Source organism: Pseudomonas fluorescens Q2-87 (genome assembly GCF_000281895.1).
Classification (GTDB): Bacteria; Pseudomonadota; Gammaproteobacteria; order Pseudomonadales; family Pseudomonadaceae; genus Aquipseudomonas; species Aquipseudomonas fluorescens_S.
This window is the reverse complement of sequence record NZ_CM001558.1, coordinates 488,681-511,371: the sequence shown is the minus strand read 5'-3', so window position 1 is coordinate 511,371 and position 22,691 is coordinate 488,681. Positions and strand designations below refer to the sequence as shown.

Sequence of the window (22,691 nt, the reverse complement as noted above, 5' to 3'; positions counted from 1 at the left end):
CTCCCTTGGCCCTATTCAGCGGTCCGTTAAAACACGTTTCTTGGATCGGCAGAAAATCCTTTAGCCGCCATCAGAACTAACAGCACCAGTCTTTAAAAAAACCAAGACGATCGCCAGGAATAATTTAAATCAAAAAATTTAAATACCGTTTTTGGTGCAGGTGCCCTAGAGGTGTTTTGCTTTCAAACCAACTGCCGCCGCCGATCCTCCCGCGGGCAGCGTTCGAACCGTGCCCGGTAACTGCGGGTGAAGTACGACGGTGATTCGAAACCGCAGGCAATGCTCACTTCCAACACGCTCATGTCGGTCTGGCGCAGCAGTTGCCGGGCCTTTTCCAGGCGCAAGCGCAGGTAGAAGTTGCTCGGGGTGTCGTTCAAGTGCAGGCGGAACAGCCTTTCGAGCTGGCGACGTGTGACGCTGATGGATTCGGCCAGGGCCAAAGTGCTCAGGGGCGGTTCGCTGTGGGTTTCCATCTCGCCGATGACATGCACCAGTTTCTTGTTGCGAATGCCGTAGCGACTGGCGATTTCCATGCGCTGATGGTCTTTGCGCGGGCGAATGCGGCCAAGCACGAATTGCTCGCTCACTTGAATCGCCAGCTCGGGACCGTGGGCCTGGCCGATCAGGTCGAGCATCAGGTCGATGGAAGCGGTGCCGCCGGCGCAGGTGATACGGCGACGGTCGATTTCGAACAATTCCTGGGTCACGCTGAGCTGTGGATAAGACTCTTTGAACGCCTCGATCGCTTCCCAGTGCAGGGTCACGCGATGCCCTTCCAGCAGACCCGCTTCGGCCAGGACCACACTGCCCGTGTCGATACCGCCCAGGCTCACGCCTTCGTTGTCCAGCCGATGCAGCCAGCGCTCCAATGCCGGGGTGGCGAACTTCAGCGGTTCGAACCCCGCCACCACCCAAAGGGTCGCGCCCTTTTTCAGTGGCTCCAGCGCGGCATCGGCGTTGACCGACATACCGTTGCTCGCCAGCACCGCTCCACCATCGGCACTCAACACATGCCAGCGGTACAGCTCGCCGCGAAAACGATTGGCGACCCGCAACGGCTCGATAGCCGAAATGAAACCGATGGCCGAGAAACCCGGCATCAACAAGAAGTAGAAATCCTGGGACATGGAGCGCACTCGGTTGGCGGGTAGCGTGCCGACCTTGATACGCCACAGGTCGCTGCAGTGCAAGAGCGCGTCGCCGCTGTGCGTTTTGCAAGGCTGCGGGCTGCGTAACTTGGCATCACCGGCGCGCAGACACCGGAACCCATAACAATAAGCTGCCGAGGACCCCGTCATGAAACGATTGATCAGCTACTGCGTTCTTGCCCTGAGCGGTACCACTTTGTTGAATGGCGCCGCCCTGGCAGCCGAGCCCGCCGCGTGCCAGAACGTGCGCCTGGGCGTGGTCAACTGGACCGACGTCATCGCCACCAGCGCCCTGACCCAGGTGATGCTCGATGGCCTCGGCTACAAGACCAAACAGACCAGCGCCTCCCAGCAAATCATCTTTGCCGGCATCCGCGACCAGCGCCTGGACCTGTTCCTCGGCTACTGGAATCCGCTGATGACCCAGACCATCACCCCGTTCGTCGAGGCCAAGCAGGTCAAAGTGCTGACGGAGCCAAGCCTCAAGGATGCGCGCGCCACCCTGGCCGTGCCCACCTACCTGGCCGACAAGGGCCTGAAGACGTTCGCCGACATCGCCAAGTTCGAAAAAGAACTGGGCGGCAAGATCTATGGCATCGAGCCAGGCTCCGGCGCCAACACCCAGATCAAGGCGATGATCGCCAAGAACCAGTTCGGTCTGGGCAAATTCCAACTGGTCGAGTCCAGCGAGGCCGGCATGCTCGCCGCTGTGGACCGCGCCGTGCGGCGCAAGGAAGCCGTGGTGTTCTTTGGCTGGGCACCGCACCCGATGAACGTCAATGTGCAAATGACCTACCTCACCGGCAGCGAAGACGCCCTCGGTCCGAACGAAGGCATGGCCACCGTGTGGACCGTCACCGCTCCGGACTATGCCCAGCAATGCCCGAACGTCGGGCGGTTGTTGAGCAACCTGACATTCACCGCCGATGACGAGAGCCGGATGATGCAGCCACTGCTCGATCACAAGGACCCGCTCGAATCGGCCCGGCAATGGCTCAAGGATCACCCGCAAGACAAACAGCGTTGGCTCGAAGGCGTAACCACCTTCGACGGCAAGCCGGCCGCCGACAACCTGAAACTGACCAGCAACTGACCCACCACTACCTATCTGCGCAGCGCCCGACGGCTGCGCAGTGACCGACCACGCCTGAAGGAATCCGCACCATGAACCACGACGTCATCATCACCTGCGCACTCACCGGTGCTGGCGACACGACCGCCAAGAGCCCCCACGTGCCGGTCACCCCGAAACAGATCGCCGAGGCCGCCGTCGAGGCCGCCAAGGCCGGAGCCACGGTGGTCCACTGCCATGTTCGCGACCCGCAGACCGGCAAGTTCAGCCGGGACGTGACGCTGTACCGCGAAGTGATGGAACGCATCCGTGAGGCAGACGTGGACATCATCGTCAATCTCACCGCCGGCATGGGCGGCGACCTGGAGATCGGTGCCGGTGAACGGCCGATGGAGTTCGGCCCCAACACCGACCTCGTGGGCCCGCTGACCCGCCTGGCCCACGTCGAAGCGCTACTGCCGGAGATTTGCACGCTGGATTGCGGCACCCTGAACTTCGGCGATGGCGACACCATTTATGTGTCCACCCCGACGCAACTGCGAGCCGGCGCCAAGCGCATCACCGAGCTGGGGGTCAAGGCCGAGCTGGAAATCTTCGACACCGGCCATCTGTGGTTCGCCAAGCAACTGATCAAGGAAGGCCTGCTGGACAACCCGCTGTTCCAGCTCTGCCTGGGCATCCCATGGGGCGCACCGGCCGACACCACGACGATGAAAGCCATGGTCGACAACCTGCCGGCCGACGCGGTGTGGGCCGGCTTCGGCATTGGCCGCATGCAAATGCCGATGGCGGCCCAGGCCGTGTTGCTGGGCGGCAACGTGCGGGTCGGCCTGGAAGATAACTTGTGGCTGGACAAAGGCGTGCTCGCCACGAATGGCCAGTTGGTGGAACGCGCCGGAGAAATTCTCAATCGCCTCGGTGCCCGCGTGCTGACGCCCGCAGAGGGTCGCAAGAAAATGGGCCTGACCAAACGCAGCTAAACCAAACGCGCACATAGGATCTGCACTGACCGCAGATCCCAAGACCACCACAGATCGAGTGTGGGAGCGGGCTTGCTCGCGAAGGGGCCGGTACCTCCGATGGATCTTCTGTGAAAGGAATTCCGTCTTCGCGAGCAAGCCCGCTCCCACATTAGGAATCGGCGAACCATTCAGGAAATCACCATGAGCTTTATCACTGACATCAAAATCTTCGCCGCCCTGGGCAGCGGTGTGATCGGCAGCGGCTGGGTCAGCCGCGCCCTGGCCCATGGCCTGGACGTCGTGGCCTGGGACCCAGCGCCGGGCGCCGAGGCGGCATTGCGCAAGCGCGTCGCCAACGCCTGGGGCGCGCTGGAGAAACAGGGCCTGGCCCCTGGGGCGTCGCAGGATCGGCTGCGCTTTGTCGCGACCATCGAAGAGTGTGTACGCGACGCCGACTTCATCCAGGAAAGCGCCCCCGAGCGCCTGGAACTGAAACTGGAACTGCACGGCCAGATCAGCGCCGCCGCCAAGCCGAACGCGCTGATCGGTTCCAGCACTTCGGGGCTTTTGCCCAGCGAATTCTATGAAGGTTGCACGCACCCGGAACGCTGCGTGGTCGGGCACCCGTTCAACCCGGTTTATCTGTTGCCGCTGGTGGAAGTGGTGGGCGGCAAACACACCGCGCCAGAAGCGGTGCAGGCGGCCATGCAGGTATATGAATCCCTCGGCATGCGGCCGCTGCATGTGCGCAAGGAAGTGCCCGGTTTCATCGCCGACCGGTTGCTCGAAGCGCTGTGGCGCGAAGCCTTGCACCTGGTCAACGACGGCGTGGCCACCACCGGTGAAATCGACGACGCCATTCGTTTTGGGGCCGGGTTGCGCTGGTCATTCATGGGCACGTTCCTGACCTATACCCTGGCTGGCGGCGATGCCGGGATGCGTCACTTCATGGCCCAGTTCGGCCCGGCGCTGCAATTGCCATGGACCTACCTGCCAGCGCCGGAACTGACTGAAAAACTCATCGACGACGTGGTGGACGGGACGAGCGAGCAACTGGGCAGCCACAGCATTTCGGCCCTGGAGCGCTATCGTGATGATTGCCTGCTGGCGGTGCTGGAGGCGGTGAAGACGACCAAAGCCAAGCATGGGATGGCGTTCACTGAATAATCACAACCCCATGTGGCGAGGGAGCTTGCTCCCGCTGGACTGCGAAGCAGTCCCAAAACCGGCAAATGCGGTGTCAGTCAAATTGCATTCGCCGGTTTTACGACCGCTTCGCGGCCGAGCGGGAGCAAGCTCCCTCGCCACAAAAGGTGTACATCAGCGACTGTTTGTGGAGTTCCGCCATGCCCACTCTAACCACCTACCAAACCCGCATCCTCCCGGAATGGGTCGATTACAACGGCCACCTGCGCGACGCCTTCTACCTGCTGATCTTCAGTTATGCCACCGATGCGTTGATGGACCGGCTCGGCCTGGACAGCCAGAACCGCGAGGCCAGCGGTCACTCTCTGTTCACCCTCGAACTGCACCTCAACTACCTGCACGAAGTAAAACTCGACGCCGCCGTGGAAGTGCGCACGCACATCATCGGCCATGACGCCAAGCGCCTGCACCTCTACCACAGCCTGCACTTGGCGGGCGGCGATAAAGAGCTGGCCGGTAATGAGCAAATGCTGCTGCACGTCGACCTGGCCGGCCCGCGTTCGGCGCCTTTCACGGAGCAGACCTTGGGCAGACTCACCGCCCTGCTCGATGAACAGTCCGACCTGCCATCCCCGGCCTACATCGGGCGGGTCATCGCGCTGCCAGCCGCCCGATAAGTCCGCAACAGGAGATCGCCATGAACACCGCCGCCGCTTTTGCCGACTTCCGCCGATATCCTCGGATCTGCGCACTGGGCGCGGTGACGCCCATGGCCGACCGGCTACAGGTCACCTGGGCCGACAGCCGGGTCAGCCCCTTCCACCATCAATGGCTGCGGGACAACTGCCCTTGCCCTGAATGCGTCTACAGCGTCACTCGGGAACAGGTGCTGGAAATCGTCGACGTCCCCGAACACCTTGCCCCCGCTACCGTCGGCCTCGACGACGAAGGTTGCCTGTGCGTCAGTTGGCAGGACGGTCACCAGAGCCGTTTCGATCCAGGCTGGTTGCGCGCCCACGCCTACGATGATCAATCCAGGGCCGAGCGCCTGGCGAACAAACCTCGGCCCCAGCTATGGCAGCACGATCTACAACTACCGGTGTTCGATTACCCGACGCTGATGGAAGACGCCGATGCGTTGCTGCACTGGCTGCTGGCGGTGCGCGACATCGGCCTGACGCAAGTACGCGGCGTGCCCACCGAACCCGGGTCGCTGAAACAGATTGCCCAGCGCATTTCCTTTATCCGCGAAAGCAACTTCGGCGTGCTGTTCAACGTGCAATCCAAGGCCAATGCCGACAGCAACGCCTACACCGCTTTCAACTTGCCACTGCACAGCGATTTGCCGACGCGGGAGTTGCAGCCGGGGCTTCAGTTCTTGCATTGCCTGGTGAATGACGCTGAGGGTGGCGAGAGTATTTTTGTCGACGGCTTTGCCATCGCCGAGACGCTGCGCCAGGAAGATCCCGAAGCCTTCGACGCGCTGTGCCAGATCCCGGTGGAGTTTCGCAACAAGGATCGTCACAGCGATTACCGTTGCCTGGCGCCGATCATTGCGCTGGATGCCCTCGGGCATGTCTCGGAGATCCGCATGGCGAACTTCCTGCGCGGGCCGTTCGACACCTCGGTCGAGCAGATGCCCCGGCTGTACCGCGCGTACCGTCGCTTCATCGCCCTGACCCGCGAGCCACAATTTCGTCTGGTACAGCGTCTCGAACCCGGCCAACTCTGGTGCTTCGACAACCGCCGCACCCTCCACGCCCGCAACGCCTTCGACCCGGCTTCCGGGGCACGGCATTTCCAGGGTTGTTATGTGGATCGGGATGAGTTGTTGTCGCGGATTCTGGTTCTACAACGCTAGACCGCGTAACGGCCATTCGCGAGCAAGCCCGCTCCCACAGGAGTCCGGGTTCCCATGTGGGAGCGGGCTTGCTCGCGATAGCGGTCTGTCCGGCAGCCCATCTCCCCCTGTTTCACCCAGGCAAAAAATCCCCGATCAAGCCGTGACTGGATCGGGGCAGGTGCGTTACTGGAGGAGCCGTCGCGCGAGGGTGACCAAACCATCGTGATTCAGCTTGAGTTCAGTGTGCCCAGTACGGGTTCGCGAGAGTTAGCCGAAAACGACCTGTTCATAGGTATCCGGGCCATTGCGACAGTTTGCCCTTGCCGCCGCTTCGGACGGCTACCAGAATCGAGGCACGACCCCAATCCCTGAACAAGGAAAAGCGTCATGATGTACGCCGATTTGATCGACCAGGAAGACCTGCTGGGCCAGCTCAAGGCCCTGGGGCTCCAGATACCCAGCGGCTCTACGGCCGAGCAGGCGTGTGAGTGCGCCGTGCGGGGCTTGGACCGGGCCCGCGCCAATGAGCTGCGGCGGATGGTCAAGGACATGTACACCAGCAGCGCCACCATCCTGCCAGCCGTGCGCCAGGCGATCGATAAGCAGTTGCTGCCGGCATTGACCGAATATCAGCAAAACCATAGCGCCTGACCCTGTGGCGAGGGAGCTTGCTCCCGCTCGGCCGCGAAGCGGTCGTAAACCTGGCTACGCTATATGTCCGAGACACCGCATAGTCCGGTTTTGGGACTGCTTCGCAGTCCAGCGGGAGCAAGCTCCCTCGCCACAAAAGCTGTTGCGCTAGAGCCTTACGCTGGCAAACGTCGACTCATTGCGCGCCTGGCTCAGCGCCGACAGCGGGCCGGACAGCGGCGACAGCACCAGTGCCTGTGGCAGCGGCATCATCGCCACTTGCTGCGTGGTATTGGAACCTACACGCTCGTCCCGTGGCGGAATGCCGAAGTACTCGCGATAGCACTTGGAGAAGTGCGGCGTGGAGACGAAACCGCATACCGACGCCACTTCGATGATCGACATCGGCGTCTGCTTGAGCAACTGCCGTGCACGAATCAGCCGCAGCTTGAGGTAATAGCGCGACGGCGAGCAGTGCAGGTACTTCTGGAACAACCGCTCCAGCTGACGCCGGGACACGGCGACGTACACCGCCAGTTCGTCCAGGTCGATCGGCTCTTCGAGATTGGCTTCCATCAGCGCGACGATTTCCTGCAACTTCGGCTGGTTGGTGCCAAGCATGTGCTTGAGTGGCACACGCTGGTGGTCCTGCTCGTTGCGGATACGCTCGTAGACAAACATTTCGGAGATCGCCGCCGACAGTTCGCGGCCGTGATCACGGCTGATCAGGTGCAGCATCATGTCCAGCGGTGCGGTGCCGCCGGAGCTGGTGAAACGGTTGCGGTCGAGGGTGAACAGACGGGTGCTCATCGATACCCGTGGAAAGGCTTCCTGCATCGCGGCCAGGCATTCCCAATGCACGCTGCAATCGAAACCGTCCAGCAGGCCGGCGCAGGCCAGGGCCCAACTGCCGGTGCAGACCGCACCGAGGCGACGGGACTGACGGGCCTGGCTTTGCAGCCATGACACATGTTCGCGGGTGACGGTGCGCTGGATACCGATGCCGCCACAGACGATGACCGTGTCCAGTGCCGGGGCCTTGTGCATGGAGGCATCCGGGGTGATCTGTAAACCATCGCTGGCCCAGACTTGCCCGCCGTCAACGGTGAGGGTGGTCCAACGATATAGCTCGCGACCGGATAACTGGTTAGCCATGCGTAGCGGTTCTACCGCGGACGCCAGGGAAATCAGCGTGAAATTGTCCAGCAGCAGAAAGCCGATGGATTGAGGCGCACGGTTCTGGGGTTGGGCCCCGGAGTTGGACGTCGTCATCGCGGTATCTCCTCACACAAAGCGGGTGATGGCCTCAGGCGGAGGCTCTTGTTATTGCCATCGTTCTCTTGCGTGAGACGGGGCTTTATCGGGATAGAGCAATTGCCGTGCCTAAAATTGAATGGGTGTTCAATAAATCCTGAAAACGACATCGCGGCCTGTCTATATAAGGCATGCGTGATGTGGGGGTTATAAGCGCCATCCAGGCCGCAGGTACCTGTCACAGCGGGCTGTGAGCAGATCGGTAGCACTTGTGGGAACTGGGCTGCGGCGCTTGTGCGGCGGATGTCACCGCAAGCGCGGGGACGGATGGTCGGGCGGTGTGCAAAGGAGTGACCGACAAGTCACGTCTTATCTGTTTGCGACGCGCCAAAACGTGGCGTGTTTGCGCATGAGTGTTCATTTAACGAGCGGTTTTCTCGATACCCGTGGCGAGGGAGCTTGCTCCCTCGCCACAGGATTATTCACAGCGCCTTAATCAGCACTCCACCGCACTGACCGCCAAGCCACCCCGGGAGGTTTCCTTGTATTTGTCATGCATGTCGGCGCCGGTATCGCGCATGGTGCGGATCACCCGGTCCAGGGAGATGAAGTGTTGGCCGTCGCCCCGCAACGCCATTTGCGCGGCGTTGATGGCTTTCACCGCGGCAATCGCATTGCGCTCGATGCACGGCACTTGCACCAGGCCACCCACCGGATCGCAGGTCAGGCCAAGGTTGTGTTCCAGGCCGATTTCCGCCGCGTTGCACAGTTGTTCCGGCGTGGCTCCGAGAATCTCCGCCAAACCCGCCGCCGCCATGGCGCAGGCCGACCCCACCTCGCCCTGGCAACCGACTTCGGCGCCGGAGATCGAAGCGTTTTTCTTGCACAGGATCCCTACTGCCGCCGCGCTGAGGAAATAATCCACGACGTTGGCGTCGGTGACCGCTTCGCTGAATTTCATGAAGTAATGCAGCACCGCCGGAATGATTCCCGCCGCGCCATTGGTCGGCGCCGTGACCATGCGCCCGCCGGCGGCGTTTTCTTCGTTGACCGCCAGGGCGAAAAGATTGACCCACTCCATGGCGCTCAGGGTCGAGCCGATGACATTGGGCTTGTTCAGCTCTTGCAGGCTGCGGTGCAATTTGGCCGCACGCCGGCGTACATTCAGACCGCCAGGCAGGATGCCCTCATGCTTGAGACCCTGCTCGACGCAATCCTGCATGGCGCGCCAGAGTTTCATCAGGCCGCTGCGAATCTCTTCTTCCGAGCGCCAGACCTTTTCGTTGGCCATCATCAACTCGGCCACCCGCAGGTTGTGGGTGCGACACAGATCGAGCAATTCTTCGGCGCTGGAAAAATCGTAAGGCAGTTCGGTGCGGTCCAGGTCCACCACGCCGCTGGACGCCTGGGCCTGATCGACGACAAAACCGCCGCCGACAGAATAATAGGTATCACGGTGCAGCTCGCCGCTATCACCCTCGGCCACCAGCGTCATCGCATTGGGGTGGAACGGCAGGTTCTCGTCGATCAGGCGCATGTCCCGCGACCAGATGAAAGGCACCGGCAAGCGACTGTCCAGCAGCAGCGTCCCGGTCTCGCGCAGCAGTTCGATACGCGTGCCGATCTGCGACGGATCGATCGAATCCGGCCACTCCCCCATCAAGCCCATGATCACTGCGTTGTCGCTGCCGTGGCCAATGCCGGTGGCCGACAGTGAACCGAACAACTGCACCTCGACCCGTCGCACATCGTGCAGCATCGCTTTGGCCCGCAGCGCCTCTACAAACAAAGCCGCGGCGCGCATGGGGCCTACCGTGTGGGAGCTGGACGGGCCGATACCAATCTTGAACAGGTCGAAAACGCTGATTGCCATTGCCGAGAACCTCCGAGAACAGGCACATCCGGGCGCAGGAGCGTCCGGTGGCGGAGCTGCTACGCTCAACGCCGGGGATGGCCGCATCATCCGGCTTTTGTCTTGAGGCCCGACGTCTGACACCGACGCAATCATGCCCGCCAACGCCGCCTGGCGTTTGCCCCGGTTTTGCGCCGTTTTTTTGCGGTTCAGAAGCCTGCCAAGGGCGGAAAAAATCTGTAAACGACGTTACCCGCACTGGATGCGACCATCCCTGTACTGGATACGACCCACCCTGTAGGCGTCGGATTTGCACTGGTACATGATCGGTTACGGCTCGATTGCAAGGCCGCGTGTCAGAAGAGTGCTCACGCGCCACCAACCGCAACATCCAATAAGCGCGGTTGTCCTGACCGGACACTGCCGATAAAACACCAGGAGTCCACCCATGAAAGGTTCCACGCCGTTGTTGTTGGCCGCCATGCTGAGTCTTCCGATGCTGGCCAACGCTGCAGAACCCGCACAGTGCAGCACCGTCAACTTCTCCGATGTCGGCTGGACCGACATCACCGTGACCACCGCCACCACCAGCGTTGTACTCGACGCGCTGGGCTACAAGACCAAGACCACCATGATTTCCGTGCCGGTGACCTACAAGTCCCTGGCCGACGGCAAGAACATGGACGTTTTCCTCGGCAATTGGATGCCGACCATGGAAAACGACATCAAGGCTTACCGCGACGCCGGCACAGTGGAAACCGTGCGCACCAACCTCAAGGGTGCCAAGTACACCCTCGCCGTGCCTCAGGCCCTGTATGACAAAGGCCTGCACGATTTCGCCGACATCCCCAAATTCAAGAAGGAACTGGACGGCAAGATCTACGGGATCGAGCCCGGCAACGACGGCAACCGCCTGATCCAGAGCATGATCGAGAAGAACGCCTTCGGCCTGAAGGACGCAGGCTTCAAGGTCGTCGAGTCGAGTGAAGCGGGCATGCTCTCCCAGGTCGACCGCGCCTCCAAACGCAATACCGACGTGGTGTTCCTCGGCTGGGCGCCACACCCGATGAACACGCGCTTCAAAATTCAGTACCTGACCGGTGGCGACGACTTCTTCGGCCCGGATTTCGGCGCTGCGACCGTCGCGACCAACACCCGCAAGGGCTACAGCCAGGAATGCAGCAATGTGGGCCAGCTGTTGAAAAACCTGGAATTCACGGTCGACATGGAAAGCTCGCTGATGGGCAACGTGCTTGACGACAAGATGAAGCCTGAAGCCGCGGCCAAGGCCTGGCTGAAGAAAAACCCACAGGTACTCGATACCTGGCTCGCTGGCGTCACCACCATTGACGGTAAACCAGGCCTGGACGCCGTGAAAGCCAAGCTCGCGCAGTAATTGCTCATGTTATGCCGGGCGGGTTCGCTCGCCCGGGCTGTTTATCCCTTGCATGCGGACGTTCACTACCATGCTCATTGATCAGAAAATACCCTTGGGCCAGTACATAGCCGGCTTTGTCGAATGGTTGACGCAACACGGCGCCAGCACATTCGACGCAATCGCGCTGTTCCTGGAAACGATGATTCACGGCGTGACGTTTGCGCTGACCTGGTTCAACCCACTGGCCTTGATCGGCCTCATCGCGCTATTGGCGCACTTCATCCAGCGCAAATGGGGCCTGACCGTATTCGTCATCGCCTCCTTCCTGCTGATCCTCAACCTGGGTTATTGGCAGGAAACCATGGAAACCCTCGCCCAGGTGCTGTTCGCCACCCTGGTCTGCGTACTGATCGGCGTGCCGCTGGGCATTGTTGCCGCGCACAAGCCGATGTTCTACACCCTGATGCGTCCGGTACTCGATCTGATGCAGACCGTACCGACCTTCGTTTACCTCATTCCTACCCTGACCCTTTTCGGTCTGGGTGTGGTCCCGGGCTTGATCTCCACGGTGGTGTTCGCGATTGCCGCGCCCATCCGTCTGACCTACCTGGGCATCCGCGACGTTCCGGAAGAACTGATGGACGCCGGCAAAGCCTTCGGCTGTTCCCGCCGTCAACTTCTGTCGCGCATCGAACTGCCCCACGCGATGCCCAGCATCGCGGCCGGTATCACCCAGTGCATCATGCTGTCGTTGTCGATGGTGGTGATCGCCGCGCTGGTGGGTGCCGATGGCCTGGGCAAACCCGTGGTCAACGCACTGAACACCGCCGATATCGCCCTGGGCTTCGAAGCCGGCCTGGCGATTGTATTGCTGGCGATCATGCTCGACCGAATCTGCAAACAACCCGACGCTAAAGTAGGGGGTGACGCATGAGCATAATCCGCTTCGAAGAGGTCGACGTGATCTTTGCCAAAGATCCACGCGAAGCCCTCAAGCTGCTCGACAAAGGCCTGACCCGAAACGAAATCCTGAAGAAGACCGGGCAAATCGTCGGCGTGGAAAAAGCCAGCCTGGACATCGAGAAAGGTGAAATCTGCGTACTGATGGGCCTGTCCGGCTCGGGCAAGTCCAGCCTGCTGCGCTGTATCAATGGCCTGAACACCGTGAGCCGCGGCAAGCTGTTCGTCGAGCACGAAGGCCGCCAGATCGACATCGCTTCCTGTACCCCAGCCGAACTGAAGATGATGCGCACCAAGCGCATCGCCATGGTGTTCCAGAAGTTCGCCCTGATGCCTTGGCTGACCGTGCGCGAAAACATCAGCTTCGGCCTGGAAATGCAGGGCCGACCGGAAAAGGAACGCCGCAAGCTGGTGGATGAGAAGCTTGAGCTGGTGGGCCTGACCCAATGGCGCAACAAGAAGCCCGACGAGTTGTCCGGCGGCATGCAGCAACGAGTCGGCCTGGCCCGCGCCCTGGCGATGGACGCCGACATCCTGCTGATGGACGAACCGTTCTCGGCCCTCGACCCGCTGATCCGCCAAGGCCTGCAGGACGAACTGCTGGAGCTGCAACGCAAGCTGAGCAAGACCATTGTGTTCGTCAGCCACGACCTCGACGAAGCCCTGAAGCTGGGCAGCCGTATCGCGATCATGAAAGACGGCCGCATCATCCAGTACAGCAAGCCGGAAGAGATCGTATTGAACCCGGCGGACGATTATGTGCGCACCTTCGTCGCCCACACCAACCCACTCAACGTTCTCTGCGGGCGCAGCCTGATGCGCACCCTGGACAACTGCAAGCGCATCAACGGTTCGGTGTGCCTGGACCCGGGCGGCGACTCCTGGCTTGACCTGGCCGAGGGCAACACCATCAAGGGCGCCCGGCAGAACGGCGCGGCGCTGGACCTGCAAAACTGGGCACCGGGCCAGGCCGTCGAAGGCCTCGGCCGTCGCCCGACGCTGGTGGACTCCAACATCGGCATGCGCGACGCGTTGCAGATCCGCTACCAGACCGGCAACAAGCTGGTGCTTCACGATGACCAGAAAGTCGTCGGGATCCTGGGCGACAGCGAGCTGTATCACGCATTGCTCGGCAAAAACCTGGGCTAAGCCCCCCGCACACAAAAACGCCGCGAGATGATCGCGGCGTTTTTGTTTGTGTAGATACTCAGCCCTGACATTGCCCTCGCCACACAACCGTTTGCTCGGCATCCAACCGCCCCCCGAGTGTTATAAAGACATCCCGAAAAAGTCCCCGCCCCTGTACTACGGGTTTTCATACATGAAATTCCCGACAAACAGCGATGACTTGCGTATAGAACTTTGTTTTTGTTGATTGAACGTTCAATCAAAACAAAATAGACTGGCCTTCGCCACGGCAGACCCAACTCGTTCGCCGGCGGGCCTAAGGAGATGTGCTAGATGCCCAAGGTCGGTATGCAACCCATCCGCCGCCAGCAATTGATCGAAGCCACGTTGCAGGCCGTCGACCAGGTCGGGATGGGGGACGCCAGCATTGCGCTGATCGCTCGTTTGGCCGGTGTCTCGAACGGCATCATCAGTCACTACTTTCGGGACAAGAATGGCCTGATCGCGGCTACGGCCCAGTACCTGATGAGTGTCCTGAGCGAGAACGTCACCGCGCGCCGCCAGGCGCTCCAGGATTCGAGCCCACGGGCTCACCTGAAGGTGATCATCGAAGGCAACTTCGACGCCAGCCAGGTCAATGGCCCGGCAATGAAAACCTGGCTGGCCTTCTGGGCCACCAGCATGCATCACCCGTCTTTGCACAGGTTGCAGCGGATCAACGATCACCGTCTGTATTCCAACCTGTGCTGCCAGTTCCGCCGTGTGTTGCCCGTTCATCAGGCACGCAGCGCGGCACGGGGCCTGGCCGCCCTGATTGATGGTTTGTGGCTGCGCGGCGCGCTGTCGGGAGACGCGTTCGACACCGCCCAGGCACACCGGATCGCTTACGAATACATGGATTTCCAACTGACCAAAGCAGGCGTGCCAGAGCACACAGAACCGCTCGGCTCCTGAACCGCCACCGACCCGCGCAGTCAGCTATAGACGACACGCCCGGTGGCCAGCCAACCACTTATGCACTTGCGAGGACTTTATGGCCCGTTTCGAACTGCAAAAACTCTACATCGATGGCGCGTACAGCGATGCCAGCGGCGACGCCACCTTCGAAGCCATCAACCCTGCCAACGGTGAAGTCCTTGCCCAAGTGCAGCGCGCGACCAAGGAAGATGTCGAGCGCGCCGTGGTCAGCGCCGAAAAGGGCCAGAAAATCTGGGCCGCGATGACCGCCATGCAGCGTTCGCGCATCCTGCGCCGCGCCGTCGACATCCTGCGCGAGCGCAACGATGAACTGGCCGCCCTGGAAACCCTGGACACCGGCAAATCGTTCTCCGAAACCAAATACGTCGACATCGTCACTGGCGCCGACGTGCTGGAATACTACGCCGGCCTGGTGCCCGCCATCGAAGGCGAGCAGGTTCCGCTGCGCACCACTTCGTTCGTCTATACCCGTCGCGAGCCCCTGGGCGTGGTAGCGGGTATCGGCGCGTGGAACTACCCGATCCAGATCGCCCTGTGGAAATCCGCACCGGCCCTGGCGGCGGGCAACGCGATGATCTTCAAGCCGAGCGAAGTCACCTCGCTGACCACCCTGAAACTGGCCGAGATCTACACCGAGGCCGGTCTTCCAGCGGGCGTGTTCAACGTACTGACCGGCAGCGGCCGTGAAGTCGGCACCTGGCTGACCGAGCACCCGCGCATCGAGAAGATTTCCTTCACCGGCGGCACCGACACCGGCAAGAAAGTCATGGCCAGCGCTTCGAGCTCTTCGCTCAAGGACGTGACCATGGAACTGGGCGGCAAGTCGCCGCTGATCATCTTCGATGACGCCGACCTGGATCGCGCCGCCGACACCGCGATGATGGCCAACTTCTATAGCTCCGGCCAGGTCTGCACCAACGGCACCCGCGTATTCGTGCCGAGCCACCTCAAGGCGGCCTTCGAAGCCAAGATCGCCGAGCGCGTGGCACGCATTCGGATCGGCAACCCGGAGGACGAAAACACCAACTTCGGGCCGCTGGTGAGCTTCGCCCACATGGAAAGCGTGTTGGGCTACATCGAGAAAGGCAAGGCCGAGGGCGCGCGCCTGCTGTGCGGCGGCGGTCGCCTGACCGACGGCGAATTCGCCAAGGGCGCATTCGTCGCCCCGACCGTGTTCACCGACTGCACTGACGAAATGACCATCGTGCGCGAAGAAATCTTCGGCCCGGTGATGAGCATCCTCACCTATGAAACCGAAGAAGAAGTGATCCGCCGCGCCAACGACACCGAGTTCGGCCTGGCCGCCGGCGTCGTGACCCGCGACCTGAACCGCGCCCACCGTGTCATCCATCAGCTCGAAGCGGGCATCTGCTGGATCAACGCCTGGGGCGAGTCGGCGGCGGAGATGCCGGTCGGTGGCTACAAGCAATCGGGCGTGGGCCGTGAGAACGGCATCAGCTCGCTGAACAACTTCACGCGCATCAAATCGGTACAGGTCGAACTGGGCGATTACGCGTCGGTGTTCTGATCTGGCACGAGGCCTGAGTGAACGCTGTTGTGGCGAGGGAGCTTGCTCCCGCTGGGCTGCGAAGCAGCCCCAATTTCAGGCACCACAGTCATTCAGACAGACCACAGTCGTAGATTTTGCGACTGCTGCGCAGCCGAGCGGGAGCAAGCTCCCTCGCCACAAGGGCACTCGGCTGCCGCGACCTGAACCCAATTCCAGAAGAGGGTGCATTCAATGTCCCAAGAATTCGATTACATCATCATCGGCGCAGGCTCGGCCGGTAACACCCTGGCCACCCGCCTGACCGAAGACGAAGGCGTCACCGTCCTGCTGCTCGAAGCCGGCGGTCCGGACTATCGCCTGGATTTCCGCACGCAAATGCCCGCCGCACTGGCGTTTCCGCTGCAAGGCCGGCGCTACAACTGGGCCTATGAGACCGACCCGGAGCCACACATGAACGGCCGCCGGATGGAGTGCGGTCGCGGCAAGGGCCTGGGCGGCTCCTCCCTGATCAACGGCATGTGCTACATCCGCGGCAACGCCCTGGACTATGACAACTGGTCCAAGCTGCCCGGTCTGGAAGACTGGGCCTACCTGGACTGCCTGCCGTATTTCCGCAAGGCCGAAACCCGCGACATCGGCCCGAACGATTACCACGGTGGCGACGGCCCGGTCAGCGTGACCACGCCCAAACCCAGCAACAATCCGCTGTTCAACGCCATGGTCGAAGCGGGCGTACAGGCAGGCTATCCGCGTACCGAAGACCTCAACGGCTACCAACAGGAAGGTTTCGGCCCGATGGACCGCACCGTCACGCCGAACGGCCGTCGCGCCAGCACCGCCCGTGGCTACCTGGACGTTGCGAAGAAGCGTTCGACGCTGACGATCGTCACCCATGCCCTGACCGACAAGATTCTGTTCGAAGGCAAGCGTGCCGTGGGCGTGCGCTACCTGGTGGGCGCCGCCGAAGAGCGCGTCGAAGCCCGGGCACGCAAGGAAGTGCTGCTGTGCTCCGGCGCCATCGCCTCGCCGCAGATTCTCCAGCGTTCCGGCGTCGGCCCGGCCAAGCTGCTGGAAAGCCTCGACATCCCGGTGGTCCACGAGCTGCCAGGCGTCGGCGAAAACCTGCAGGACCACCTCGAACTGTACCTGCAATACGCCTGCACCCAACCGGTTTCGCTGTACCCATCGCTGCTCTGGTACAACCAACCGGCCATCGGTGCCGAGTGGCTGTTCAATGGCACCGGCATCGGCGCCAGCAACCAGTTCGAGGCCGGCGGTTTCATCCGCACCCGTCCGGATTTCGATTGGCCGAACATCCAGTACCACTTCCTGCCGGTGGCGATTAACTACAACGGCAGCAACGGCGTGAAGGAACATGGCTTCCAGGCGCACATGGGTTCCATGCGTTCGCCAAGCCGTGGCCGGATCCAGGCCAAGTCCAAGGACCCGCGCCAGCATCCGAGCATCCTGTTCAACTACATGGCCACCGAGCAGGACTGGCAGGAATTTCGCGATGGCATCCGCCTGACCCGCGAGATCATGCAGCAACCTGCGCTCGATCCGTTCCGCGGTCGTGAAATCAGCCCGGGCATCGAGGTGCAGACGGACGAGCAACTGGACCAGTTCATCCGCGAGCACGCCGAAACCGCGTTCCACCCGTCCTGCTCGTGCAAGATGGGCACCGACGACATGGCCGTGGTGGATGGCGAAGGCCGCGTACATGGCCTGCAGGGGCTGCGAGTGGTCGATGCCTCGATCATGCCGATCATCACCACCGGCAACTTGAACGCGCCGACGATCATGATCGCCGAGAAGATCGCCGACAAGATCCGTGGTCGCAAGCCACTGCCTCGCAGCACCGCGCCGTACTACGTCGCCGGCGACGCGCCAGTGCGCGGCAAGCCGCTGCGTGAAGTAGGGCCTACCGCCCAGTAAGGCTCGGAACCGCGGCGCGGCCTTCGCGAGCAGGCTCGCTCCCACATTGGGATCTGCAGCGGACATACATTTTGTGACCACTAAGATCCCTTGTGGGAGCGGGCTTGCTCGCGAAAGCAGTGGGTCAACTTGCATCAATGTTGGATGTGCCGCCGTCTTCGCGAGCAAGCTCGCTCCCACAGGGATTGGTGGTGAACACAGATTTTGTGACCGCCGAAAATCCACTGGGAGCGAGCTTGCTCGCGATTGCGTCCAATCTGACACGCCAAATTCCCATCTGCCTTGATCCCTCCCCCGCCCAGGCCTAATCTAGAGCCGCCGCGTCAATGCGCCGCATGCCGCTGCACCGCCACTCCAGACAAGGAGGTTCCATGTTCGACTTCCACCCCCAGCTCAAGCAGCGTTTTGCTGCCTTGCGCACGGGCGCTGAATTTTTTTCCCTGCGCTACGTGCGCGAGTCCGGCCAGCATCTGTCGGTGCGCAAGAACGTTGCCGAACCGCCCAGCCTGGGCCGCGACGAAGGCGCGATGCTTACCGCGCGGGTCAATGGCGTCGAGGCATATGCCTCCACCAACGACCTGTCCCAGGCCGGTCTGCAAGCGGCGCTGGAGCGGGCCGAGCAACAAGCCCGGCGGCTCAAGCCCCATGCCCTGCTGGACCTGCGCGAGCAACCGGTGTCCAGCGACCGCGCCGATTACTACTCACCTCATTTCGACCAGGCGTTCCCGGCCCTGAGCGATTGCTACCAACTGCTCGGCGACGAATCGGCGGCGGTGCCCCGGGACGAGCGTTTGGTGAACTGGCAAGTCAGCATCGGCCTGACCCAAGTCGAACAGATCTACCTCAACAGCGCTGGCGCCGAACTGCGCCAGGCCCAACGTTTCATCTACCCGGCCCTGGACGTCACCGCCTTCGACGGCCATGACAGCCAGACTCGTACCCTCGGCCGGGAAAATTTTGGCCAGCAAGGCGGCTTCGATGTGATCAGCCGCTGCGGCCTGATCGGCGCCGGGCCGAAAATCGCCGACCAGGCCCTGCAGTTGCTGATGGCGCCGAACACCCCGCAGGGTCCGCGCGACCTGCTGCTGATGCCCGACCAGATGATGCTGCAGATCCACGAGTCCATCGGCCATCCACTGGAGCTGGACCGCATCCTCGGCGACGAGCGCAATTACGCCGGCACCAGCTTCGTCAAGGCCAGCGACTTCGGCCACCTGCAATACGGTTCCAGCCTGCTGAACGTGACCTTCGACCCGGACATCCCCGAGGAATTGGCGAGCTACAGCCATGACGACGAAGGCACCGCCGCCAGCAAACAGTTCTTGATCCGCGAGGGCCGTTTGCTGCGGCCGTTGGGCGGAGCGTTGTCGCAGTTTCGCGCGGGCCTGGACGGTGTCGCCAACAGCCGTGCCTGCGGTTGGAATCGCCCGCCCATCGACCGCATGGCGAACCTCAACATCGAACCCGGCGACCAACCCCTGGAGCAACTGATCCAGGGTATCGAGCGCGGCGTGCTGATGCGCACCAACCGCTCCTGGTCCATCGACGACGCCCGCAACAAATTCCAGTTCGGCTGCGAGTGGGGCCAACTGATCGAGAACGGTGAGCTCAAGGGCGTGGTGAAGAACCCCAACTACCGGGGCATTTCCGCGCACTTCTGGAAGAGCCTGCGCGCCGTGGGCGATGCCAGCACCTCACAAGTCCTGGGCACGCCCAACTGTGGCAAGGGCGAACCGAACCAGGTCATCCGCGTCGGCCATGCCTCGCCGGCCTGCGTGTTCAGCAATGTCGATGTGTTTGGGGGAGATGCCTGATGAGTACCGTCAATAATCAGGCCGGGGCGTTCAAGGCGTTGGTCGACTGGCTGCGCGAAGCCCTGCATACGCCTGAACAGTTCACCCTCGGCTACGCCGCCGAGTCCTCGGCCTTTGTGCGGTTCAACCACGGCAAGGTCCGCCAGGCCGGACACGTGCAACAGGCCAGTGTCAGTTTCAAACTGATCGACGAGGGTCGCCACGCCGACTTGCAGATCACGTTGTCCGGCGACGCCGAGACCGACCTGCAACGCCTGGCCGAGGGTCTGCAGCAACTGCGCGAAACCTTGCCGCTGCTGCCCCCGGATCCGTATTTGCTGCTCAACCAAAACCACTGGCAGAGCAACAATGTGCAGGACCATCCCCTGCCGGAAACCGAGCACGCCGTGGCCGAAATCACCCGCGCCGCCGAAGGCCTGGACCTGGTGGGGTTCTACGCGGCGGGCCCCATCAGCCGTGGTTTCGCCAGCTCGTCGGGGGCGTTCGGCTGGCATCAGGCCAACAGTTTCAACTTCGATTTCAGCCTGTTCCATGAGAACGGCCAGGCGGTGAAAGCCAGCTACGCCGGGCATGAATGGAGCGACGAGGGGTTTGCCCGGCGCTTCGAGCAGGCCCGCGAGCAGCTTGAGTTTCTCGGTCGCCCCTTGCGCACGCTGCCGCCCGGCGAATACCGGGCCTACCTGGCGCCGGCGGCCCTGGAAGAGATCATGGGCATGCTCAGTTGGGGCGGGTTCTCGGCCCGGGCAATTGCCAGCAAGCAGAGCCCGTTGCAGAAATTCTACGCCAGCGAAGCTTGTTTCAGCCCCACTGTATGGCTGAGCGAACAGGTCAGCAGCTCCTTGAGCCCGGCATTCTCCGATGAAGGTTATCCCCGCGATGACCTGGGGCTGATCGCCAAGGGCATGGCCAATGCGCGGCTGGTCAATTCCCGCAGCGCCGCCGAATATGGCCTCACCGCCAACGGCGCCAGCAGCTATGAATACCCCACGGCGCTGGTCATGCAGGAAGGTCTGCTGGAGCAAAAGCACATCCTCGAGGCCCTCGGCACCGGGCTGTATATCAGCAACCTCTGGTACCTGAACTACTCGGACCAACCGGCTGCGCGCCTGACCGGCATGACCCGCTTCGCCACGTTCTGGGTCGAGAACGGCCAGATCGTGGCGCCGGTCAGCACCATGCGCTTCGACGACAGCGTCTACAGCCTGCTCGGTTCACAACTCGAAAGCCTGACCCAGGAGCGGGAACTTCTACTCTCGGCCAGCACCTACAGCCAGCGGGCCACGGCCTCGATGCTGTTGCCGGGGGCGCTGGTCAAGCGGTTGACGTTGACACTGTAAACCGAGGGCTTTCCCGGTGGCGAGGGAGCTTGCTCCCGCTGGGGCGCGAAGCGCCCCCAAACCGACCAACACGGTGTACCTGAAAGATCGCGTCGTCTGGATTACGACTGCTTCGCAGCCGAGCGGGAGCAAGCTCCCTCGCCACAAGAGCTGCCTCGCCACAGTTATTTATTCACTGTTCATACAAGAGGTCCCATGCCCAACCGCGCACCGCTCGACGCCGTCACCGCCCGCTGGCTTCCGTGGGTGGTGGCAATCGCCTTCTTCATGCAGTCCCTGGACGGGACCATCCTCAACACCGCCCTGCCCGCCATGGCCAGTGACCTGGCGGAAAACCCATTGCGCATGCAAGGCGTGATCATCGCCTACATGCTCACCGTGGCGCTGCTGATCCCGGCCTCGGGCTGGATCGCCGACCGTTTCGGCACCAAGAAGATTTTCTTCGGCGCGATCCTGTTGTTCAGTTTCGGCTCGCTGCTGTGCGCCTTGTCCAGTTCGTTGAGCATGCTGATTGGCGCACGGGTGATCCAGGGCTTGGGCGGCGCATTGATGTTGCCGGTCGGCAGGCTGGTGGTGCTGCGGGCGTATCCGCGCTCGGAACTGGTACGGATCATGGGTTTCATCACCATCCCCGGCCTGCTCGGCCCGTTGATCGGCCCGACCATGGGCGGCTGGATGGTGGAATACCTGACTTGGCACTGGATCTTCATCATCAACCTGCCGGTGGGCATGATCGGTTGTTATGCGGTGTGGAAGTTCATCCCCGACCTTCGCGGCAGCGAGCGCACCCGTTTCGATGGGCTAGGCTTCCTGCTGTTCGGCGCGGCGATGGTGCTGATCACCATCGCCATGGAAGGCCTGGGTGAGCTGCACCTGCCGCACCTGCGGGTGATGCTGTTGTTGTTCGGCGGCATGGCGTGCCTGGCGGCCTATTGGCTGCGGGCCGGGCACGTTGAGAACGCGCTGTTCCCGCCGTCGCTGTTCAAGACCCGGACCTTCGCCGTCGGCATCCTCGGTAACCTGTTCGCGCGCCTGGGCAGCGGCGCCCTGCCGTTCCTGGTGCCGTTGCTGCTGCAAGTCGCCCTGGGTTATTCGCCGTCCCAGGCCGGGATGAGCATGTTGCCGCTGGCGGCCGCCGCGATGGTCGCCAAGTCCGTGGCCCGGCCGTTGATCGAACGCCTGGGCTATCGCATCGTCCTGACTGGCAACACTGTGGCCTTGGGCCTGATGTTGGCGAGCATGGGTCTGGTCAGTGAACAGACGCCGTACTGGCTGCTGCTCGCGCAATTGGCGGTGCTGGGGGCGATCAACTCACTGCAATTCACCGCGATGAATACCGTAACCCTGATCGACCTCGACGATGCCAGCGCCAGCAGCGGCAACAGCCTGCTGTCGGTGGTGGCGCAATTGTCCCTGAGCCTCGGCGTGGCGTGCGCCGGTGCGCTGCTCGGCGGCTTCACGGCCCAGGTAGGCAATGACGGGGTCGACACCGTCCTGGGCGCGTTCCAGCTAACATTCGTGACAGTGGGGATCATGGCGATGCTGGCGGCGACGATTTTCTCCCAGTTATCCAAGCAGGATGGGCGACGGGTCAAGCGGCCGGATGAGCATATCGAGCACTAACGGCATTGGCTGCCTGACCACAACAGCTCGTCCATAACTTTCGAAGAAAGTGGCACGAGGCTGCTACACTGCGCGACATTTTGTTTTGCAGGCCAGTCCCGTGACCACCATTGCCACCGCT

General features: G+C 62.1%; 18 protein-coding genes. 15 read left to right on the top strand and 3 right to left on the bottom strand.

Annotated features, from left to right (window positions below):
- Nucleotides 1-182: 182 nt before the first annotated feature.
- Nucleotides 183-1,127 carry a GlxA family transcriptional regulator gene (locus PFLQ2_RS25020; protein WP_003177584.1) on the bottom strand — a complete coding sequence of 315 codons (945 nt, stop codon included), beginning with the start codon at nt 1,125-1,127 and terminating at the stop codon, nt 183-185.
- Nucleotides 1,128-1,296: 169 nt separating this feature from the next.
- On the opposite strand from PFLQ2_RS25020, the gene PFLQ2_RS25025 reads away from it, so the two are divergent.
- The 6 genes from PFLQ2_RS25025 to PFLQ2_RS25050 all read left to right on the top strand — a co-directional run bounded on the left by PFLQ2_RS25025 (nt 1,297) and on the right by PFLQ2_RS25050 (nt 6,822).
- Nucleotides 1,297-2,241, top strand: coding sequence for a choline ABC transporter substrate-binding protein (locus PFLQ2_RS25025; RefSeq protein WP_003177583.1), 945 nt, complete (start codon nt 1,297-1,299; stop codon nt 2,239-2,241).
- Nucleotides 2,242-2,312: 71 nt separating this feature from the next.
- The gene (locus PFLQ2_RS25030) at nt 2,313-3,200 is read left to right on the top strand and encodes a 3-keto-5-aminohexanoate cleavage protein (protein ID WP_003177582.1); all 888 of its coding nucleotides are present in this window, start codon (nt 2,313-2,315) and stop codon (nt 3,198-3,200) included.
- Between the two features lie 183 nt (nt 3,201-3,383).
- Entirely contained in the window at nt 3,384-4,349 is a 966-nt protein-coding gene (locus tag PFLQ2_RS25035) for an L-carnitine dehydrogenase (RefSeq protein WP_003177581.1), read from the top strand.
- Between the two features lie 179 nt (nt 4,350-4,528).
- Entirely contained in the window at nt 4,529-5,005 is a 477-nt protein-coding gene (locus PFLQ2_RS25040; RefSeq protein ID WP_003177579.1) for a thioesterase family protein, read from the top strand.
- A 20-nt stretch (nt 5,006-5,025) separates the two neighbouring features.
- Complete coding sequence (locus tag PFLQ2_RS25045; RefSeq protein WP_003177578.1) at nt 5,026-6,189, top strand: gamma-butyrobetaine dioxygenase; 1,164 nt, start codon at nt 5,026-5,028, stop codon at nt 6,187-6,189.
- Nucleotides 6,190-6,558: 369 nt separating this feature from the next.
- On the top strand, nt 6,559-6,822 hold the full coding sequence (locus PFLQ2_RS25050) for a hypothetical protein (protein WP_003177577.1): 264 nt from the start codon (nt 6,559-6,561) through the stop codon (nt 6,820-6,822).
- 147 nt (nt 6,823-6,969) lie between these two features.
- On the opposite strand, the gene PFLQ2_RS25055 is transcribed toward PFLQ2_RS25050, so the two are convergent.
- Both PFLQ2_RS25055 and PFLQ2_RS25060 read right to left on the bottom strand, forming a co-directional pair.
- Nucleotides 6,970-8,073: a GlxA family transcriptional regulator gene (locus PFLQ2_RS25055; protein ID WP_003177576.1), complete on the bottom strand. Its 1,104-nt coding sequence runs from the start codon at nt 8,071-8,073 to the stop codon at nt 6,970-6,972.
- A 478-nt stretch (nt 8,074-8,551) separates the two neighbouring features.
- Nucleotides 8,552-9,928: an L-serine ammonia-lyase gene (locus PFLQ2_RS25060; RefSeq protein ID WP_003177575.1), complete on the bottom strand. Its 1,377-nt coding sequence runs from the start codon at nt 9,926-9,928 to the stop codon at nt 8,552-8,554.
- Between the two features lie 427 nt (nt 9,929-10,355).
- On the opposite strand from PFLQ2_RS25060, the gene PFLQ2_RS25065 reads away from it, so the two are divergent.
- From PFLQ2_RS25065 to mdtD, 9 genes are all read left to right on the top strand, one after another.
- Nucleotides 10,356-11,303: a choline ABC transporter substrate-binding protein gene (locus tag PFLQ2_RS25065; RefSeq protein ID WP_003177574.1), complete on the top strand. Its 948-nt coding sequence runs from the start codon at nt 10,356-10,358 to the stop codon at nt 11,301-11,303.
- Nucleotides 11,304-11,373: 70 nt separating this feature from the next.
- Nucleotides 11,374-12,219 (top strand): choline ABC transporter permease subunit, encoded by an 846-nt coding sequence (gene choW / locus PFLQ2_RS25070; RefSeq protein ID WP_003177573.1) that lies wholly within the window; start codon nt 11,374-11,376, stop codon nt 12,217-12,219.
- Nucleotides 12,216-13,394 (top strand): choline ABC transporter ATP-binding protein, encoded by a 1,179-nt coding sequence (choV, locus tag PFLQ2_RS25075; protein WP_003177572.1) that lies wholly within the window; start codon nt 12,216-12,218, stop codon nt 13,392-13,394. The genes choW and choV overlap by 4 nt, the downstream gene beginning before the upstream one ends.
- A 312-nt stretch (nt 13,395-13,706) precedes the next feature.
- The gene (gene betI, locus PFLQ2_RS25080; RefSeq protein ID WP_003177571.1) at nt 13,707-14,327 is read left to right on the top strand and encodes a transcriptional regulator BetI; all 621 of its coding nucleotides are present in this window, start codon (nt 13,707-13,709) and stop codon (nt 14,325-14,327) included.
- A 79-nt stretch (nt 14,328-14,406) separates the two neighbouring features.
- Nucleotides 14,407-15,879, top strand: coding sequence for a betaine-aldehyde dehydrogenase (betB, locus tag PFLQ2_RS25085; protein WP_003177570.1), 1,473 nt, complete (start codon nt 14,407-14,409; stop codon nt 15,877-15,879).
- Nucleotides 15,880-16,092: 213 nt separating this feature from the next.
- Entirely contained in the window at nt 16,093-17,796 is a 1,704-nt protein-coding gene (gene betA / locus PFLQ2_RS25090) for a choline dehydrogenase (protein ID WP_003177569.1), read from the top strand.
- A gap of 371 nt (nt 17,797-18,167) precedes the next feature.
- Nucleotides 18,168-19,610, top strand: coding sequence for a TldD/PmbA family protein (locus tag PFLQ2_RS25095; protein ID WP_003177568.1), 1,443 nt, complete (start codon nt 18,168-18,170; stop codon nt 19,608-19,610).
- Nucleotides 19,610-20,947: a TldD/PmbA family protein gene (locus PFLQ2_RS25100; RefSeq protein WP_003177567.1), complete on the top strand. Its 1,338-nt coding sequence runs from the start codon at nt 19,610-19,612 to the stop codon at nt 20,945-20,947. The genes PFLQ2_RS25095 and PFLQ2_RS25100 overlap by 1 nt, the downstream gene beginning before the upstream one ends.
- Before the next feature lie 195 nt (nt 20,948-21,142).
- Nucleotides 21,143-22,570 carry a multidrug transporter subunit MdtD gene (gene mdtD / locus PFLQ2_RS25105; RefSeq protein ID WP_003177566.1) on the top strand — a complete coding sequence of 476 codons (1,428 nt, stop codon included), beginning with the start codon at nt 21,143-21,145 and terminating at the stop codon, nt 22,568-22,570.
- Nucleotides 22,571-22,691: the final 121 nt, after the last annotated feature.

What these genes read in the sequence shown, in the direction of transcription:
- PFLQ2_RS25050 (WP_003177577.1), top strand. Translation starts at nt 6,559, where the DNA reads ATGATGTACGCCGATTTGATCGACCAGGAAGACCTGCTGGGCCAGCTC.
- betB (WP_003177570.1), top strand. Translation starts at nt 14,407, where the DNA reads ATGGCCCGTTTCGAACTGCAAAAACTCTACATCGATGGCGCGTACAGC.
- PFLQ2_RS25100 (WP_003177567.1), top strand. Translation starts at nt 19,610, where the DNA reads ATGAGTACCGTCAATAATCAGGCCGGGGCGTTCAAGGCGTTGGTCGAC.
- PFLQ2_RS25030 (WP_003177582.1), top strand. Translation starts at nt 2,313, where the DNA reads ATGAACCACGACGTCATCATCACCTGCGCACTCACCGGTGCTGGCGAC.
- PFLQ2_RS25055 (WP_003177576.1), bottom strand. Translation starts at nt 8,073, where the DNA reads ATGACGACGTCCAACTCCGGGGCCCAACCCCAGAACCGTGCGCCTCAA.
- betA (WP_003177569.1), top strand. Translation starts at nt 16,093, where the DNA reads ATGTCCCAAGAATTCGATTACATCATCATCGGCGCAGGCTCGGCCGGT.
- PFLQ2_RS25045 (WP_003177578.1), top strand. Translation starts at nt 5,026, where the DNA reads ATGAACACCGCCGCCGCTTTTGCCGACTTCCGCCGATATCCTCGGATC.
- PFLQ2_RS25035 (WP_003177581.1), top strand. Translation starts at nt 3,384, where the DNA reads ATGAGCTTTATCACTGACATCAAAATCTTCGCCGCCCTGGGCAGCGGT.
- choW (WP_003177573.1), top strand. Translation starts at nt 11,374, where the DNA reads ATGCTCATTGATCAGAAAATACCCTTGGGCCAGTACATAGCCGGCTTT.
- betI (WP_003177571.1), top strand. Translation starts at nt 13,707, where the DNA reads ATGCCCAAGGTCGGTATGCAACCCATCCGCCGCCAGCAATTGATCGAA.
- PFLQ2_RS25060 (WP_003177575.1), bottom strand. Translation starts at nt 9,928, where the DNA reads ATGGCAATCAGCGTTTTCGACCTGTTCAAGATTGGTATCGGCCCGTCC.
- PFLQ2_RS25020 (WP_003177584.1), bottom strand. Translation starts at nt 1,127, where the DNA reads ATGTCCCAGGATTTCTACTTCTTGTTGATGCCGGGTTTCTCGGCCATC.
- mdtD (WP_003177566.1), top strand. Translation starts at nt 21,143, where the DNA reads ATGCCCAACCGCGCACCGCTCGACGCCGTCACCGCCCGCTGGCTTCCG.
- PFLQ2_RS25065 (WP_003177574.1), top strand. Translation starts at nt 10,356, where the DNA reads ATGAAAGGTTCCACGCCGTTGTTGTTGGCCGCCATGCTGAGTCTTCCG.
- PFLQ2_RS25025 (WP_003177583.1), top strand. Translation starts at nt 1,297, where the DNA reads ATGAAACGATTGATCAGCTACTGCGTTCTTGCCCTGAGCGGTACCACT.
- PFLQ2_RS25040 (WP_003177579.1), top strand. Translation starts at nt 4,529, where the DNA reads ATGCCCACTCTAACCACCTACCAAACCCGCATCCTCCCGGAATGGGTC.
- PFLQ2_RS25095 (WP_003177568.1), top strand. Translation starts at nt 18,168, where the DNA reads ATGTTCGACTTCCACCCCCAGCTCAAGCAGCGTTTTGCTGCCTTGCGC.
- choV (WP_003177572.1), top strand. Translation starts at nt 12,216, where the DNA reads ATGAGCATAATCCGCTTCGAAGAGGTCGACGTGATCTTTGCCAAAGAT.